The 16,767-nt window shown below is 42.7% G+C and carries 13 protein-coding genes; 11 read left to right on the top strand and 2 right to left on the bottom strand.

Going from position 1 to position 16,767, the window contains the following annotated elements; all coding sequences use genetic code 11:
* Positions 1 to 40 precede the first annotated feature (40 nt).
* Complete coding sequence (locus BUB77_RS14410) at positions 41 to 2,557, bottom strand: GH39 family glycosyl hydrolase (RefSeq protein ID WP_073277119.1); 2,517 nt, start codon at positions 2,555 to 2,557, stop codon at positions 41 to 43.
* Positions 2,558 to 2,844: 287 nt separating this feature from the next.
* Between BUB77_RS14410 and pgmB the strand changes: the two genes are divergently transcribed.
* Together pgmB and BUB77_RS14400 are read left to right on the top strand one after the other, a co-directional pair.
* Entirely contained in the window at positions 2,845 to 3,516 is a 672-nt protein-coding gene (gene pgmB, locus BUB77_RS14405) for a beta-phosphoglucomutase (RefSeq protein WP_073277117.1), read from the top strand.
* A gap of 2 nt (positions 3,517 to 3,518) precedes the next feature.
* The gene (locus BUB77_RS14400; RefSeq protein WP_073277115.1) at positions 3,519 to 5,237 is read left to right on the top strand and encodes a glycoside hydrolase family 3 protein; all 1,719 of its coding nucleotides are present in this window, start codon (positions 3,519 to 3,521) and stop codon (positions 5,235 to 5,237) included.
* 202 nt (positions 5,238 to 5,439) lie between these two features.
* On the opposite strand, the gene BUB77_RS14395 is transcribed toward BUB77_RS14400, so the two are convergent.
* A complete protein-coding gene (locus tag BUB77_RS14395) occupies positions 5,440 to 7,272 on the bottom strand; it encodes an amino acid permease (protein WP_073277114.1) in 1,833 nt (610 codons plus the stop codon).
* Between the two features lie 487 nt (positions 7,273 to 7,759).
* Here BUB77_RS14395 and BUB77_RS14390 point away from each other — a divergent pair, with 487 nt between their 5' ends.
* The 9 genes from BUB77_RS14390 to dapF all read left to right on the top strand — a co-directional run bounded on the left by BUB77_RS14390 (position 7,760) and on the right by dapF (position 16,758).
* Complete coding sequence (locus BUB77_RS14390) at positions 7,760 to 8,542, top strand: flagellar motor protein (RefSeq protein WP_073277112.1); 783 nt, start codon at positions 7,760 to 7,762, stop codon at positions 8,540 to 8,542.
* Positions 8,505 to 9,344 carry a flagellar motor protein MotB gene (locus BUB77_RS14385; protein WP_084124257.1) on the top strand — a complete coding sequence of 280 codons (840 nt, stop codon included), beginning with the start codon at positions 8,505 to 8,507 and terminating at the stop codon, positions 9,342 to 9,344. The genes BUB77_RS14390 and BUB77_RS14385 overlap by 38 nt, the downstream gene beginning before the upstream one ends.
* 157 nt (positions 9,345 to 9,501) lie before the next feature.
* Complete coding sequence (locus tag BUB77_RS14380; RefSeq protein ID WP_073277110.1) at positions 9,502 to 10,503, top strand: ABC transporter substrate-binding protein; 1,002 nt, start codon at positions 9,502 to 9,504, stop codon at positions 10,501 to 10,503.
* A 179-nt stretch (positions 10,504 to 10,682) separates the two neighbouring features.
* Positions 10,683 to 11,621 carry an ABC transporter permease gene (locus BUB77_RS14375; protein WP_073277108.1) on the top strand — a complete coding sequence of 313 codons (939 nt, stop codon included), beginning with the start codon at positions 10,683 to 10,685 and terminating at the stop codon, positions 11,619 to 11,621.
* Positions 11,621 to 12,415 (top strand): ABC transporter ATP-binding protein, encoded by a 795-nt coding sequence (locus tag BUB77_RS14370; protein ID WP_073277106.1) that lies wholly within the window; start codon positions 11,621 to 11,623, stop codon positions 12,413 to 12,415. The genes BUB77_RS14375 and BUB77_RS14370 overlap by 1 nt, the downstream gene beginning before the upstream one ends.
* A gap of 198 nt (positions 12,416 to 12,613) precedes the next feature.
* Positions 12,614 to 13,645 (top strand): HD-GYP domain-containing protein, encoded by a 1,032-nt coding sequence (locus tag BUB77_RS14365; RefSeq protein ID WP_073277104.1) that lies wholly within the window; start codon positions 12,614 to 12,616, stop codon positions 13,643 to 13,645.
* Positions 13,646 to 13,816: 171 nt separating this feature from the next.
* A complete protein-coding gene (glnA, locus tag BUB77_RS14360; RefSeq protein ID WP_073277102.1) occupies positions 13,817 to 15,148 on the top strand; it encodes a type I glutamate--ammonia ligase in 1,332 nt (443 codons plus the stop codon).
* Between the two features lie 41 nt (positions 15,149 to 15,189).
* Positions 15,190 to 15,732 (top strand): ANTAR domain-containing response regulator, encoded by a 543-nt coding sequence (locus BUB77_RS14355; RefSeq protein WP_073277100.1) that lies wholly within the window; start codon positions 15,190 to 15,192, stop codon positions 15,730 to 15,732.
* Between the two features lie 195 nt (positions 15,733 to 15,927).
* A complete protein-coding gene (gene dapF / locus BUB77_RS14350; protein ID WP_073277098.1) occupies positions 15,928 to 16,758 on the top strand; it encodes a diaminopimelate epimerase in 831 nt (276 codons plus the stop codon).
* The last annotated feature ends 9 nt before the right edge of the window (positions 16,759 to 16,767 follow it).

The raw sequence follows: 16,767 nt of genomic DNA, 5'->3' as shown, positions 1-16,767 counted from the left end.
ACCATTGGAAAAAGCTCTGCTATAAATTACATAAAAATACCTATCCTGATATTTTCCGAATAAGGACAAGCCGTATTTCATGGGGAGCCAGATTCCCGTGATAATGCAGTACACAATTATCGGAAGTGAATTTTGACTTTTTAATAAGAGGCCTGGACAAATCCCGTAAGGTGTCGATTTCCTCCTGGCTGTTCAAGGGATGGGCTCCCATTTCAATCCATTTGTCATAACAGCTTCCATATTGCCTGTTTACAATTTTTTCAGTTATCTGGTAGCTGCCTTCTGCTATTTCTTCCAGATCCAGTTGAAATTCTTTGTTTGCTGTATCCGCAAATATGTCATAGCGTTCCGTAAAGCTCATGTTAAAGTTAAAGCCTTCCCGGTAAGCCGGGGAAACATCAAAGTAATTGTATAAAAGAATACGGTAATCGTCACTGCCTTTTGTTATAAAATATCCTTCGCCTTCTGCCAGCAGCTCTTCCCCTAATTCGGATAAGAAACGGTAAGCGTAGTATACCGGTTTCTTTATACCATTCTTCGTAAAATGTCCGACTCCCCCATGAAATAATTCCTCCGGAAAATCCAATTCCTCTATCCAATCCGAGAGAGTCCAGTGACAGAAGCCATCCGACAAATCGTGGTTCCTGCAGATATTCCTTACAATATAGGCAGAGGCATAGCAGGTATCATTCAGCCATTCCCTGTGGGAGGAACTTAAATTCCATTCCGTAATATATAGGGGAAGCCTGTTCCTATCCGGCAAATGACGGTTCAGCATCTTCAGATAATTACCGAAGCTATTCGGATCATGGGAGACCATACCACTTAAATTGAGGGAAAGGCTGTGAAGGCCCATTTGGGATTCCATACCGGAAGCATGGGAGGGAAGAGGATAAAAATGAAAAAGGTATGCGTCCGGCTTACAGCTGTTTTGTGCGGCAAAATTCATAAAAAGGTCGTAATTTTCGGAAGGAAAGGTGTTACTTATATAGGAGGTGGATGCAAATAAAAGGGAAGAATTGCAGCTTTTTACACTCTCATAAGTAACTTTGTACAATCGGAGGAAGGTCTGTACGTCCTTAAAGTCAAAAGGATGACCTGTCATGGTTTCGTTCCAGAAGGTAAATATCCACTGAGAAACCTCGACGAAGCCGTACCGCTCCAATAAATGGTCAATAAAGCTGGTGACCAGATAAGCCCATTTTTTATCATCCTTTGGTTCACTGATACAGAAAGGCAGGGCAAATATGGTGGAATTCGGGTCCTTTGCCAGGGACCTTGGCATAAAGGACAGTTGTACCAGCGGTTTTAGCTGAATACTTAATAAATAGTCAAATACTTCATCGGCCATATTAAAATTAAGAATAGGCTGCCCCTTGGCATCTTCTTTATAGACCATGAGCTCATCACTGAAAATGTCATGAAATTTAATATACCGGAAGCCGATTTCCTTCTGCTGGGTCTTTAACATAGCCTGTACGCTGCCCAGGAGGATTTCCTTTGCCCGTCCCACGGAACAGAAGTTTAAATAATTTTTCTTCAGAGGCTTCCCTGTACTTCCAGCCTTTATGGCACCTATAGAATAATTTACTTTCAGAGCAGGCTCTGCAGCCGGTGCTGCATTAGGCGTCTGTAAATAGGAGGTGAGCTTTTCATAAAAATCATATTTTTCCAGGCTCAGATACTGGGAAATAGTATTCATGGGGATGGAATTCATTTTTGTGTCAGAGCTAAGATGTATTTTCCGGTATTGGCTGGGAAGCATGCCGTACTGTTTTTTAAAGAGGGCGGTGAAGGAGCGCTGGTTCGGAAAGCCGCAGATTTCCGCAATCTCTTCAATGGATTTATCCGTATCCAGCAGATAAGGAAAGGAATGATTCAAACGAATCTTAGCAATGTAACCCATAAGGGAGATGTTCATATTTTTTTCAAAAAAGAAAGACAGATAAGGCGGTGTCAAAGCTTCTCTTTCTGCAATTTCCGTTAAGGTAATATTTTTCTGATAGTTTTCCTCCACATAGCGGATGATATGTTTCAACCGTTCCAGCTGTTTTGGCGGGCGGCTCTTATCAGGGTTATGGCTGACAAAATGAAACAATAGCAGGTATATCATATGATAGGCATAGGATAGCTGGAGCAGCTGGGAGGAAGGAGAGGTACTCGAATTTAATTTTATTAGTCTGGCTATGATCTCACGAATCTGGTCAAAGGCTTTGCTGTTTATTTGCACTGTTGAATTGCAGTCAAAATGCACGGATTCGGGAGTGAGCCAGTCCAAATGAAACCGGGACAGACTCATCTGCAGAAGGACCAGAACACAATCCTCACTGCTGGTATCATGGACCTGGTCAGAATTTATTAACAGAATATCATCTTCCTGCAGCACATATTTCCGGTTTTCCACCCGGACCACAAGTGTGCCTGACAATACCAGAAGCAGCTCAATGCTTCTATGCCAGTGCTTTTCTATGATACCGATCCGCTGACAGAACAGTTTGATGGGCAGGTCTTTGCCGTATTCAATGGTTTCATGGGTATCCTGAAATTTCTCTGCCATAAGGTTATCCTCTTCTTTCGATTGATAACACTATTATACTAAATTTTTGAACACGACTCAAATACAACTGTAAATATTTAAGATTTTATTAGCGGAATAATCTGTGATAAGATGCCGTAAAAATAAAAAAATGCAGGAAATTACATAATTTAAAGCCTTGTTTCAAAGGTAAAAATATTATAAAGTACAGGTATAAAGTAAAGAATTATGACATAAAAACTTGATGGAAAATGCTTTCTGATTTTCTGATTACATCTGGGGGTAAACACGGATAAAGGAGGTAAAATGTGAAAGAAATAAAAGGCTTGCTGTTTGATTTGGACGGTGTTATTGTCGACACGGCAAAATATCACTATCTGGCGTGGAAAAAGCTGGCGGATGACCTGGATATTAATTTTACGGAGAAAGATAATGAAAGATTAAAAGGGGTCAGCCGTATGCGTTCTTTTGAAATTATTCTGGAAATCGGCGGAGTAACCATGCCGGAGGAAGAAAAAGAAAAGAACTGTACGAAAAAAAATGATATTTATCTGGAATATATTTATCAGCTGAAATCGGATGAAATTCTTCCGGGAGTAAGAAAATTCTTAGAGGATGCAAGAGCAGGAGGGTACAGGCTTGCTTTAGGCTCCGCCAGCAGGAATGCAAAGCTCATCCTGGAAAAGCTGGGGATTACGGATTTATTTGATGAAATTGCTGACGGTACAATAGTATCAAATGCAAAACCGGATCCGGAAATATTTCTTAAGGGAGCTGAGCTTTTGAAGCTGCCTTCTGACAGCTGTGCCGTATTTGAGGATGCGGCTGCCGGAATTGAAGCGGCCCATAATGCGGGAATGTACGCTGTAGGCATTGGCACGGAGGAAAATTTACCGGAAGCAGATATTATATTACCAGGTCTGAATAACATAACCATTGAAGATATTGTGAAAAAATTACAGGAGGTAGAAAGGAGTTAAAAATGATTAATTATGATGTGTTAAGGAAGAATCCATTTAAGCTCAACGATAAACAGGCGGATTGGGTGAAGAGCACCTTGGAAGGAATGACAGAGGAAGAAAAAATCGGGCAGCTGTTCCATCTGATTATGTACAGCAGTGAGGAAGAATATTTAGGTGAACTGGTGCACAAGTATAAAATCGGCGGCATTATGGGACGGCCGATGCCATTGGAGGAATGCTGCAAAGCGATTACCTATCTGCAGAAGGAATCCAGGATTCCCATGCTGATTTCCGCTAACTTTGAAGCCGGCGGAGACGGAATGATTACAGAAGGGACGAATATCGGACCCAATATGCAGATTGGTGCCGCCGGTAATCCTGAATTTGCAGGGAAGCAGGGCTATGTCTGCGCAAGAGAAGGACTTGCCGTAGGAGCTAATTATGCATTTGCTCCGGTTATTGATATTGATTACAATTTCCGCAACCCGATTATGGCAACCAGGCTGTATGGTTCCGATCCGAAGCTGGTCCGTGACTGCGGTGTTGCCTATACAAAGGCTGTCCAGGAGCAGGGAATGGCAGTTTCCATCAAACATTTTCCCGGTGATGGGGTAGACGAAAGGGATCAGCATCTGGTAACCAGTATCAATTCACTTTCCTGTGAGGAATGGGATGAATCCTTTGGTGCTGCATACCAGGCATGCATTGATGCAGGTGCCCTTACTGTTATGGTTGGACACATTATGCAGCCGGCCTATTCCAGAAAATTAGTTCCCGGAATAAAAGAGGAGGATATCATGCCTGCGACCCTGGCACCGGAATTGCTGAAGGGATTATTAAGAGGTAAATTAGGTTTTAACGGCTTAATTATAACAGATGCTACCACCATGGCCGGTATGTGCATTCCCATGGCCCGTGATAAAGCAGTTCCCTATACCATTGCAGCCGGATGCGATATGTTCCTGTTTACCAAGAACCTGGAAGAGGATTATCAGTTTATGGCAGAGGGTGTCAGAAATGGGACTATCACTCCTGAGAGACTGGATGAAGCAGTTATGAGAATTCTTGCTACAAAAGCAGCTCTTCAATTGCCGGAGAAGAAAGAAAAGGGAACACTGCTTCCCGATATAGAAGAAGCGAAGAAGATTGTCGGCTGCAAAGAGCACAGGGAGATTGATCTCCAGGTCGCCGATTGCTCCGCGACCCTGGTTAAAAATTTACAGGGTATTGTTCCTATAGATGTCAAGCAATATAAGAGAATTCTTCTTTATCCGATGTTTACCGGAGATAACGCCTATATGGGCGGCGGCAATGAGGACCTTGAAAAGATAAAGGAGGCTTTTGAAAAAGAGGGCTTTGAGGTGAGTATTTACCAGCCGGCAGCCAGCTTTCAGGAAGGCTTCTCCGTCTCCTACAAGGATATGGTAGATAAATATGATTTATTGGTGTATGTTTCCAATCTGATAACAAAGAGCAATCAGACTACCGTACGTATAGAATGGGCTCAGCCCATGGGAGCAAACTGCCCGAATTTTCAGGCAGCTATACCCACCATATTTATTTCCTTTGCAAATCCTTATCATTTGCTGGACGTACCAAGAATCCGGACATTTGTAAATGCATACAAATTAAAAGACAGCACCCTTCAGGCTGTGATCGATAAATTAGTGGGACGCTCTGAATTCAAGGGAAGCAGTCCGGTTGATGCGTTCGTCGGAAGATGGGATACAAAGCTATAACTATGATTTTAGGTATAAAAAATAAGAGGCTGTCGCAAAATAAATTTTTCAAACAAAATATTGATGCTGGCCAATTGGCAAGGAATCATATCTAGTTGAACTTTAGTATTTTGCGAAAGCCCCTTATAGGCAGCAGTATCACACAATTATAAAGTGTTGTGGTACTGCTTTTTTAATTATTAATTTTATGCATTTCGTTACTTTAATCATTTAATTGAAGTGGCATTACAGCTACGACGATGTGCTTATGCTTTAACAGCTTACGCTCGACGTATCTTCCCGTCTGGTTGTGCAGCAGCCGCTGCCACCAGCGCTTTACAACAAATTGAGGCAGGATGACGGTTATTATATCGCCCTTTTTGTATTCATATTCGGCAGATTCTATAAATTCCAGTAAAGGTTCAACCACCTTACGGTAGGGGTTATATTTAATAATCAAAGGGATTGGGGTACCAAGCTCATTATATTTTTCCTGTACTTTAGCCGCACTTTCCTCATCGGTCGCCACACAGAAGGCAGTTACATTTGGTGAAATGGTCTTTCCATACTTTAATGCACGGATACTGGACTTATTCACACTGGAAAGGGGAACGATAACACGGTTGGTATATACTTTATTGTTGATATCCGCACGGTCCAGGGTTTTTTGGGATACCTTCAGCTGCTTTCGGATGTTCTCATAGTGTCTCTTGACCCGGAACATTAATACAATCAGAATCGGGATAAGGACAATTACGACCCAGGCACCCTGATGGAACTTGGTAAAAGCAATAATTATTACGGCTAAGGTCGTTGCTAATGCTCCCAGTCCATTGACAATTGCCTTGGGAACCCAGTTCTTTCCTCTGGTTTTCAGCCATCTTCTTAACATACCTGCCTGTGACAGGGTAAAGGAAATAAATACTCCGATAGCGTATAGGCCAATCAGGGAAGTAACATTTGCTTTAAATAGAATAATCAAACCACTTGCTACAGCAGAAAGAAATAAAATACCATTGGAATAGCTTAACCTGTCACCCTTCATACTAAGCTGTCTTGGCACAAAGCCTTCCTTTGCCATAACGGCCAGAAGAAGAGGAAAACCGGAATAAGCGGTATTCGCTGCCATGATCAATATGATGAAGGTGGTTATGGTTACATAATAGTACATAAAGCCGTGGCCGAATACCTGCTCAGCAATAAGCACCAGCATGGCTCTTTCGCCGGGAACAACATGGTACATATTAGCTAAAACGGAAGTACCTCCAAAAAGTACCAATATAATAATGGATAATAATAAAAGTACGGTTTTGGCATATTTAACTGAGGGGGACTTAAAATTCGGCACAGCGTTACTTACGGCCTCCACACCGGTTAAAGCAGTACATCCGCTTGAAAATGCACGGAGGAGAAGGATAAGGGTTATGGGCTCGCCCAAAGATTTAATCGTAGGCTCAGGGGCTACATAACCACCCTTAATTTTGGCAAAACCGAAGATAAGCAGTAATAAGAGCGCTATCATAAAGGCATAAGCGGGAAGGCCGAACAGCTTGGAGGCTTCCCGGATACCTCTTAAGTTTCCTATCATAAGGAAAAGGACCATTGCAATACAGATAATCACGGTGTAGGGCTTTAATACGGTAAAAGCGGAAGTAATCTGTTCAACACCGGATGAGATGCTGACTGCAACGGTTAGTATGTAATCAATACAAAGAGCGGCACCGGCAGTAACGCCGGCTTTGGTTCCTAAGTTATCCTTTGCAACAATATAGGCACCACCGCCATTGGGATAATGCTCAATAGTCTGACGGTAGGAAAGCGTCAAAATCAAAAGAAGAACGATAATAGCGCCGGAAACGAGGGACAGCTGGTCATAGGCCAAGGCACCTGCTACCGGAAGCATTACAAGAAGCATTTCCTGACCTGCATAGGCTACGGAGGATATTGCATCACTGGCTAATATAGGAAGCCCCCACAATATACCGTATCTCTGACCATCCGATTCTTCGTTTTTAAGGGGCTTGCCTATCAACACCCTTTTTAAATTGTCATACATTAGTTTCACCTTTTCCAAGTTAATTCAAATTTTTTCACGGTTAATATAATAGGCTATAAATGGAAAGCTATCATACTAATTGCAAGCTTATTTCATATTCAAGCTTTGCAGAAAATCTTCATAAGCATATACCTTTTCATTCTAATAATCAAGAAGAATTTTGTAAATTTAATCTATTTTTAATGCAGATTTAAAAAAATGAAAAAACTTCCTTATTATCATATAGTCAATTAATACTAATAAAGTTTGCAATACCGCAGAAATCAAGGAAATTACTGATGTTACAAGGATTTGCGACTAAAAATTAGCTTGACAAAGCGGCTCGATTTACGTTATATTTTGTATAAAAAAGGTGGTATAATTACCTCATGAATATCAAAAAACAGTTCTTAATGATACGCTAATAGGATTTGTTGGAATGATGGGAGGAGAAAAAGGTCATAAGCTGATGGAAATTATATCAAAAGGGAAGAGAAGGAGTTAAATTATGGATTTTAGTATGATAATCAGTATGATTTTTGCTTTTGCTATGTTGATTATGGCATTTGTTTTGGATAAGGGACATGTGACTGCATTACTCTCGCCTACTGCCGCAATGATCGTTATCGGTGGTACCATTGGCGTTGTAGGTATGTCTTTTCCTTTGTCAGTTATTAAGAATGTGCCGAAGGTTTTGGGCATAGCTTTCCGTAAGCATAAAGAGGACAGGCAGGAAATCATAGAGGTCTTTTATAAAATAGCAAACCTTGCCAGAACCAATGGATTGTTATCCTTGGAGACCGAATTACAGAGCAATGATTATGATCCTTTTATTAAGGATGGGCTTCAGCTCGTTATGGATGGAACCGATCCTGAGATTATTAAGAAGATTCTGGAAACGAAGCTTGATAATATGGAGTACCGCCACTCCAAGGGAATTGCAGTGTTTGAAGCTGCCGGTGGTTATGCACCCACTCTGGGTATCATCGGTACGGTTATGGGTCTTGTTCACGTACTTGGTGCTCTGGGCGGTGGTGACACGGCAGCCCTTGCAGAGTCCATTGCGGTAGCTTTCATCGCTACCCTTTACGGTATTGGTACAGCGAACTTAATGTGGCTTCCCATTGCTAATAAGCTGAAGGAATTGGATACAGACGAACTGGTAACAAAAAACATGATGATGGACGGTATTCTGATGATACAGGAAGGCGGAAATCCGGCATTAATTGTAGAAAGGCTTAAGGGATACTTGGATGATGAAAAAAAAGGAGAAGAAATCAGAGAACAGTGAGAGATGGCTTTTTACATATTCCGACATGATAACACTGCTAATGATTTTCTTCATTATGCTATACTCAATCAGTAATGTGAATCAGCAGAAATATGATGAACTGGCAGAATCCTTTAGCAGCGCTTTCGGAGCTGGAAGCAACGCCCAGGGAGGCTCTATTATCCCCAAGGGCAGCGGTATTTTAAAGAGCGGTAAAAATGCGCTGAATGAGGGAAACTATAAAGGAAGCGGCAATGCCTCCGGCCCTGGTAACAGTACCGGCACCGGCACAGGTGAAGGCAGTGATGCGGAGATAGCAGATATCACCGAGGTCAGCAAGGAGGAGTTCCTTCAGCTGAAGGACTGGCTCTACAATGCTGTTGGAAGCGGTAAGTTCAAGGATAATCTGGATATCAGCGTACAGGAGAGCGGTATTGTCATCACCCTGTCCAATGATGTGCTCTTTAGCAGCGGACAGACTGAAATCAAAGAAGATATGAAAAAAAATCTGGATGTTATTGCCAAGCTTCTGAAACAGGTGGACAACAAGATAGAGATAGGCGGGCATACGGATAACGTGCCGATAAACAGGGGCGTGTTTACCTCCAACTGGCAGCTGTCGGCCCTTAGAGCCGCTAATGTGGTGGAATATCTGCAAAAGGAGTACGGTATTGCACCTGAGAGGCTCAAACCAAGCGGATATGGAGAGTATGACCCCATTGCATCGAACAGCACGGAAAAAGGAAAAGAAAAGAACAGGCGCATCAGTATAACAATCCTGTTTAACAATGACGGCAGTACGGATAAGAACACAACAGAATAGTACATAAAATGAAGCTCCCGGAAATCATTTATAATGATTCCGGGAGTTTTTGCCATATGAAAATCATATTGACAAAATCCTGTTTTCATTGTACACTTTAACAAGTAAAAGTGTTAAACTACATAACTTTAAAGTGTTAGAGATAGCGAGGTAAAATATGAAGAAAAGATTATTAGCGGGCATGCTGACAGCTTCGCTGGTTGTATTATCGCTTACTGGCTGCGGTACCAAGGATGCCAGTACTTCCGGCAGCAGCGGCGGAGAGGAAGGGAAAGTATATCATATCGGTATTAACCAGTATGTTGAACATGCGGCACTGGATGCCTCCTACAAGGGATTTGTAGATGCACTTGCGGAGGCAGGCTATGTGGAAGGAAAGAACTTAAAGCTTGATTATCAGGTGGCTCAGGGAGATATGTCAACGGCCCAGACAATCGCTACGAAATTAGTAAATGAAGCTCCGGACCTCATTCTTGGCATTGCCACACCGTCCGCACAGGCATTGGCCAATGCAACAAAGGATATACCGATTCTGGTCACAGCTGTTACAGATCCGGCAGGCTCCCAGCTGGTAGCTTCTAATGACGCACCGGGAGGGAATGTGTCAGGTACCTCTGACCTTACACCGGTAAAGAAGCAGATAGAATTATTGAAGCAGTTAGTACCGGGAGCGAAGAAAGTAGCTATTCTTTATTCCTCTGCAGAAAGTAATTCCGTTATTCAGGCGGATGCCGCCAAGGCTGCTCTTAAGGAGGCCGGAATGGAAAGCACCGACGCTACGGTTTCCAACTCCAATGAAATCCAGCAGGTGGTACAGTCCCTGGTTGGTAAAGTAGAGGCAATCTATGCACCCACCGATAATATGATAGCGGAATCCATGCCTACCGTAGCACAGGTAGCCAATGCCAATAAATTGCCTGTTATATGCGGGGAAGGCGGTATGGTAGATAACGGCGGTCTTGCGACCTTCGGAATCGATTATTATGAACTTGGAAAATTAACAGGAAAACAGGCTGTCAAAATCCTGGAAGGTACTGCTAAAACTGCTGATATGCCCATTGAATATCTGCCCGATGAGAAATGTACTCTTAAGGTAAATGCTGATGTGGCAAAGGAACTGGGAATCACAATTCCGGAAGAATTACAGCAGAGCAAGTGATTTTACCAGAGTAAGTAATTTAATTGCAGGTCTGTCCCATACCCGTAACCTTTGCGGGGAATGGGACAGTCTTTTGTTATTTAAAATATTCATTCAAATAAGCTGAATTTTGGTCTGAAAAGGTTGGAATAATTAGAAAAACTGAATTTAACTTATAAAGGGAAGGTTAGGAAATTTACATGGCTATTATACATTATTTAAATTCCGTACTGGGAGCGACCTCCCAGGGATTTGCCTGGGCTATCCTGGCAATTGGTGTTTACGTCTCCTTTCGTATTCTGGATTTTCCGGATATGACAAGTGAAGGAAGCTTTGCCCTGGGAGGAAGTGTCAGTGCTTACTGCATAGCAGGACTTGGATTGAATCCTGTACTCTGCCTCCTGATATCAGCCCTGGCAGGTATGGCGGCAGGGGCGGTCACAGGCTTTCTTCATACAAAGCTTCGAATCCCGCCCATACTTGCAGGTATTCTTACCATGATTGCACTTTACTCCGTAAATCTTGGTATCATGGGTAAATCCAATACGCCCCTGCTGGCCCAGAAGACGGTATTATCCATGGCTAAGAGCCTGTTCCCTTCCGGAGCGGCTCTGGGAATTGGGGATAATCTTCTTCAGATCCTTATTACCATGAGCCTGGGTATTATATTTACGGTACTGGTCACTGTTTTGCTATATTGGTTCCTGGGGACGGAGGTTGGCTGTGCCATAAGGGCTACAGGTAATAATGAAAACATGGTGCGGGCACAGGGAGCCAATACGGATGTCATGAAGATAATAGGGCTTATGGTGGGTAACGGCCTTATTGCCCTTTCCGGCGGCCTGGTAGCCCAGACACAGGGCTATGCGGATGTATCAATGGGTGTAGGTGCTATTGTAATCGGTCTGGCCTCCATCGTAATCGGTGAGGTTATCTTCCGGCGCGCAATATCCTTTGCCACCAGACTGATTTCTATTGTTGTGGGCTCTATTATTTACCGTATTATAATAGCTTCTGTTCTGTATATGGGCTTTAATTCCAATAATCTGAAACTGTTGACTGCTGTCATGGTAGCTGCGGCTTTATCCATACCTGTCTTTAAGAAGGATAAGGTAAGAATTGAAAGGGAGGAAGACTAATGCTTGACATCGAGGAGTTATACAAGACCTTTAACGCATATACCATCAATGAAAAAAGGGTTTTAAAGGGGTTGAACCTTACCCTGGCGGAATCGGATTTTGTCACGGTCATCGGAGGAAACGGAGCCGGAAAATCCACCATGCTGAATATGATTGCAGGAGTACATTACCCGGACAGTGGCAGCATCAGGCTGGATGGAATGGATATAACCAGAATGCCGGAATTTAAGCGGGCAAGCTATTTAGGAAGAGTCTTTCAGGACCCTATGATGGGAACGGCGGCCGGTATGGAAATAGAAGAAAATCTGGCCCTTGCTTTCCGCAGAGGAAAAAGAAGGGGCTTTGGCTGGGGAATTACAAAAGCGGAGAAAGAGCTGTATGTGGAACAGCTCCGGAAGCTGGACCTGGGCCTTGAGAACAGGCTCTCCACCAAGGTGGGGCTTCTTTCCGGCGGGCAGAGGCAGGCATTGACTTTGCTGATGTCAGTTTTAAAGAATCCAAAGCTGCTCTTATTAGATGAGCATACGGCTGCCCTGGACCCAAAGACAGCACAAAAGGTGCTGGAGCTTACCGAAAAAATTGTTGCAGAAAATTCTTTAACAGCTATTATGATAACCCATAATATGAAGCATGCAATTCAGTACGGCAACCGGTTAGTCATGATGCACGAAGGAAAGATAATCTATGATGTTTCCGGAGAAGAAAAGAAAAACCTTCACGTAAAGGATTTGCTTGATAAGTTCGAAAGCGTGAGCGGAAGTGAGTTCGCTAATGACAGAATGCTGTTGTCTTAAAGTAGAGGTGTGACAGGTCTGCGGTATGCAACGGCAGCAATTCTGAAAAACATAGAAAATTGAAAGCAATATCTCATAAATTAATATACCATATTCGACAAAATATGTTATAATTATAAATTGTAGTTTGTTTTTAAGCAGCAGCCTGATTTTCGTAATGGCTGCCATGTTTAGGAATATAATTGGAGGATATGGAGTATGAGATTTCTTTCCATAAATAAGGTGGAACCCGGTACTGTACTTGCAAAACCGCTTTATGGCAATCAGGGGGTTATTTTATTAAGGGAAAATGTGGTTTTGACGGAAAATATTCTGTCAAGGCTGAAGGCAATGGGATATACAGGTTTGTATATTGAAGATGAAATTTCAGAAGGGATAGTCATTGAAGATGTGGTTGCGGAAGGACTTAAGCTCCGTACGGCTTCAAGGCTGGAGGAGATTATCAACGGCAACGGGAATATAGCGGAAATGTTTCCAATGATTCAGGATATCGTCAGCAGCATTATTACGAATAAGGATGTTGAGCTTTCCATGAGAAATTTGTGGGGGCACCATGAATATACCTATCTGCATTGTGTTAATGTTGCTATTCTGGCAGTGAGCGTGGGGATTAAGATGAACCTGCCGGAGGATGACCTGATTTATCTGGGAACTGCCGGTATGCTGCATGATATCGGCAAGAATAAGATTCCGTCCTCTCTTTTGGACAAAAAGGGAAAGCTTTCCGACGAGGAATTTGGTATTTTGAAAAAGCATCCGGAGTTCGGCTATGATATGCTGACCAGTGCCCAGGAATTGAACAGTGTAACCAGAGCGGGAGTGCTTCAGCATCATGAAAGGTATGACGGTTCCGGTTATCCAAGAGGCTTAAAGGGGAACGAAATCACTTTATATGCCAGAATACTTGCGGTGGCTGATACTTATGATGCCATGACCTCTGACAGGGCTTACAGGGATGCATATGCGCCCTCGGAAGCAGTGGAGTATTTAATGGGAAATGGTGATCAGCTTTATGACAATCTTGTAATAGACGCCTTTGTCAGGTGCGTGACTATTTATCCCCTTGGCTCCTGTGTGGAGCTTAATAACGGCGTCAGGGCCGTTGTAGTGATGAACTATCAGGACTGTGTTCTCAGGCCCTTGCTAAGGACAATCGAAAGCAAAGAAATGATTGATTTAAAAAACGATACCAGATATTTGAACCTGTGTATTACGAAACTCGTTATATAGTGCAGGGCCTATTATTGTAATATGTATAATTTTATCATATTGACAAACAATAACAGGACTGCTATCATGATAGAAGCAAAAGGCGAAGATGTTCTTTCAAGGACATTTTCGCTTATTTTTCATATTAAGGAAGCAGCTGTTGAATTTTAATTTATTAAGGGAGAGGATTATATGAATCATTTTTCAAAGCAGGATATTATCAGGATGGTGAAGGAGGAAGATATAGAATTTATCAGGCTTCAATTTACGGATATCTTTGGTAATTTAAAGAATGTAGCGGTTACTACCAGCCAGCTGGATAAGGTATTGGACAATAAATGCATGTTTGACGGTTCTTCCATTGAAGGCTTTGTAAGAATTGAAGAATCCGATATGTATCTGTATCCGGACCTTGATACCTTTGAGATATTCCCCTGGAGGCCTCAGCAGGGAAAGGTAGCCAGATTTATTTGTGATGTTTACAGGCCTGACGGCACCCCCTTTGAGGGCGATCCCCGGTATATTCTAAAGAAAGTGGTGGAGGAAGCAAAGGAAATGGGATATACCCTGCAGGTAGGTCCTGAATGCGAATTCTTCCTCTTCAATACGCTGGATAACGGAGAACCAAGCATTGATACCATGGAAAAAGGCGGTTACTTTGATGTGGGACCTTTGGATAACGGGGAAAATGCCAGACGTGAGATGGTCCTGACACTGGAGGACATGGGCTTTACCATTGAAGCATCCCATCATGAGGTTGCTCCTGCCCAGCATGAGATAGATTTTAAATATGACCACGCCTTAAGGACGGCAGATAATATCATGACCTTTAAGCTGGTGGTAAGGACAGTTGCAAAACGGCACGGAATGCATGCTACCTTTATGCCGAAGCCGAAATTCGGAATAAATGGTTCCGGTATGCATATCAACATGTCCCTCAACAAGGATGGAAAAAATATTTTTGATGATGATAAGGGCAAGCTTGGACTCAGTGGTGAAGCATACAGCTTTATCGCAGGAATTATGAAGCATATGGAGGGCATGACAGCCATAACCAATCCACTGGTAAATTCCTATAAGAGACTGGTTCCGGGCTATGAAGCACCGGTTTATATTGCCTGGAGCGCTACCAACAGAAGTCCCCTGATCAGAATCCCTGCCGCAAGAGGTACCAGTGCCAGAGTCGAGCTTCGATGTCCCGATTCCGCCGCCAATCCCTATCTTGCACTTGCTGTCTGCCTGGCAGCCGGCCTGGACGGAATTAAAAATAAACTGACTCCTCCGGAAAGTGTGGATCAGAATATTTTCGAGATGAGTGAAGCCGATAAAGAGGCTAAGAATATCAAGAGCCTTCCCACGAACTTAAAGGAAGCTCTGGAGGCTTTAAAAAAGGATGAATTGGTAAAGGGAGTTTTAGGAGAACATACCACGAAAAAGTACCTGGAAGCAAAATACCAGGAATGGGAGCAATACGTCATTCAGGTATCGAAATGGGAGCTTGATCAATACTTGCACCGCATATAATTAGAATTTGTTATGCCAGAAGAGTGTGGAGGTGATCAAATGTGCCCAGTATAATAATAGCTTTTCCTAAAATAGAAGATGCAGTAAACATAAAGAATGTTCTGGTGAGAAACGGATACGAGGTAAACGCAACCTGCACAACAGGGGCACAGGTTGTAACCATTGCAAATGAATTGGATGACGGCATCATAATATGCGGTTACCGTTTTTCCGATATGCATTACAGCCAATTAAACGGATACCTTCCCAAGGGGTTTGAGATGCTCCTGATAGCCTCAGCCACAAAGCTGGAGGAATGTACGGATAATAACATTGTCTGTCTTAGCATGCCGATTAAAATGTCAGACTTGCTCAATACGCTGCAGATGATGCACTATAATATATCACGCCGCAGGAAAAGGGAAAAGGATAAGCCCAAGCCCAGAACAGAAGAAGAGAAAGCAATTATCAGCAAGGCAAAGCTGGTGCTCATGGAACGTAATAATATGACAGAAGAGGAAGCGCACCGTTATATTCAGAAGAACAGCATGGACAGCGGCACAAATATGGTAGAAATGGCAGAAATGATTCTAAGCTTGATGTAGGATAAGGGCTATGGTAAAATGGGTAGGGATTCTATGTCCGATACTTTTTTCCATAGCCCTTATTGAATAGCACTATATGCAATACATAAAGCATTTTTACAGTATTTTTGCATTAAAATGTTATTTACAATATTGGTAAACATCAGAAGAAAATTCATTGGGTAAATTAAAATATGTTTATAAGCGGAGGTATCTATGAAGTTTACAAAAATGCAAGGCTGTGGAAATGATTATGTTTATGTGAATTGTTTGAGAGAAAAGGTAGATAATCCACCGGAACTGGCAATAGCAGTCAGTGACAGGCATTTTGGAATCGGTTCCGACGGATTGATTTTGATAAAGGCTTCCGATAAGGCGGATTTTATGATGGATATGTATAATGCAGACGGCTCTTCCTCTGCCATGTGCGGAAATGGGATACGCTGTGTTGCAAAATATGTCTATGACTATGGCTTGACAAAAGAAAAGAATATCAGCATTGAAACAGGTGCCGGAATCAAATATCTGAAGTTGGCCGTAGAGGACGGAAGGGTTGCGGAGGTAACCGTTGATATGGGCCACCCCATAACCAGGCCTGCCCTGATTCCTGTAAAAGGGGAGGAAGAAAGAATTATTGCAAAGCCAATAAAGGTTGGCGGCGAAGAATATAAGGTAACCTGTGTATCCATGGGAAATCCTCACGCAGTTGTGTTTGTGGAAGATACAAAGAAGGTTGAGATAGAAAAGACAGGTCCCCTTTTTGAGCATCATGAATGGTTCCCGGAAAGGACCAATACGGAATTCATTCATGTGGTGGACAGAAATAATATTGATATGAGAGTATGGGAGCGTGGCTCAGGAGAGACCCTGGCCTGCGGTACCGGCGCCTGTGCCAGTGTTTATGCCTGTATTTTAAATGGTCTTACAGAGGATGAAGTGAAAGTTAAGCTTCTTGGAGGAGAGCTTATCGTACGCTATGACAGGGAAAAGGACCTGATTTTTATGACCGGACCTGCTGTTACCGTATTTGACGGCGAGCTGCTTTGAGAAAAAGAA

The sequence above is a fragment of the Anaerocolumna jejuensis DSM 15929 genome (genome assembly GCF_900142215.1).
Classification (GTDB): Bacteria; Bacillota; Clostridia; order Lachnospirales; family Lachnospiraceae; genus Anaerocolumna; species Anaerocolumna jejuensis.
This window is presented reverse-complemented; position numbering and strand designations above follow the sequence as displayed.

Excerpts from the sequence above, each read along its gene's own strand:
- BUB77_RS14410 (WP_073277119.1), bottom strand. The coding sequence starts at position 2,557 with ATGGCAGAGAAATTTCAGGATACCCATGAAACCATTGAATACGGCAAA.
- BUB77_RS14400 (WP_073277115.1), top strand. The coding sequence starts at position 3,519 with ATGATTAATTATGATGTGTTAAGGAAGAATCCATTTAAGCTCAACGAT.
- BUB77_RS14395 (WP_073277114.1), bottom strand. The coding sequence starts at position 7,272 with ATGTATGACAATTTAAAAAGGGTGTTGATAGGCAAGCCCCTTAAAAAC.
- BUB77_RS14390 (WP_073277112.1), top strand. The coding sequence starts at position 7,760 with ATGGATTTTAGTATGATAATCAGTATGATTTTTGCTTTTGCTATGTTG.
- BUB77_RS14385 (WP_084124257.1), top strand. The coding sequence starts at position 8,505 with ATGATGAAAAAAAAGGAGAAGAAATCAGAGAACAGTGAGAGATGGCTT.
- BUB77_RS14380 (WP_073277110.1), top strand. The coding sequence starts at position 9,502 with ATGAAGAAAAGATTATTAGCGGGCATGCTGACAGCTTCGCTGGTTGTA.
- BUB77_RS14375 (WP_073277108.1), top strand. The coding sequence starts at position 10,683 with ATGGCTATTATACATTATTTAAATTCCGTACTGGGAGCGACCTCCCAG.
- BUB77_RS14370 (WP_073277106.1), top strand. The coding sequence starts at position 11,621 with ATGCTTGACATCGAGGAGTTATACAAGACCTTTAACGCATATACCATC.
- BUB77_RS14365 (WP_073277104.1), top strand. The coding sequence starts at position 12,614 with ATGAGATTTCTTTCCATAAATAAGGTGGAACCCGGTACTGTACTTGCA.
- glnA (WP_073277102.1), top strand. The coding sequence starts at position 13,817 with ATGAATCATTTTTCAAAGCAGGATATTATCAGGATGGTGAAGGAGGAA.
- dapF (WP_073277098.1), top strand. The coding sequence starts at position 15,928 with ATGAAGTTTACAAAAATGCAAGGCTGTGGAAATGATTATGTTTATGTG.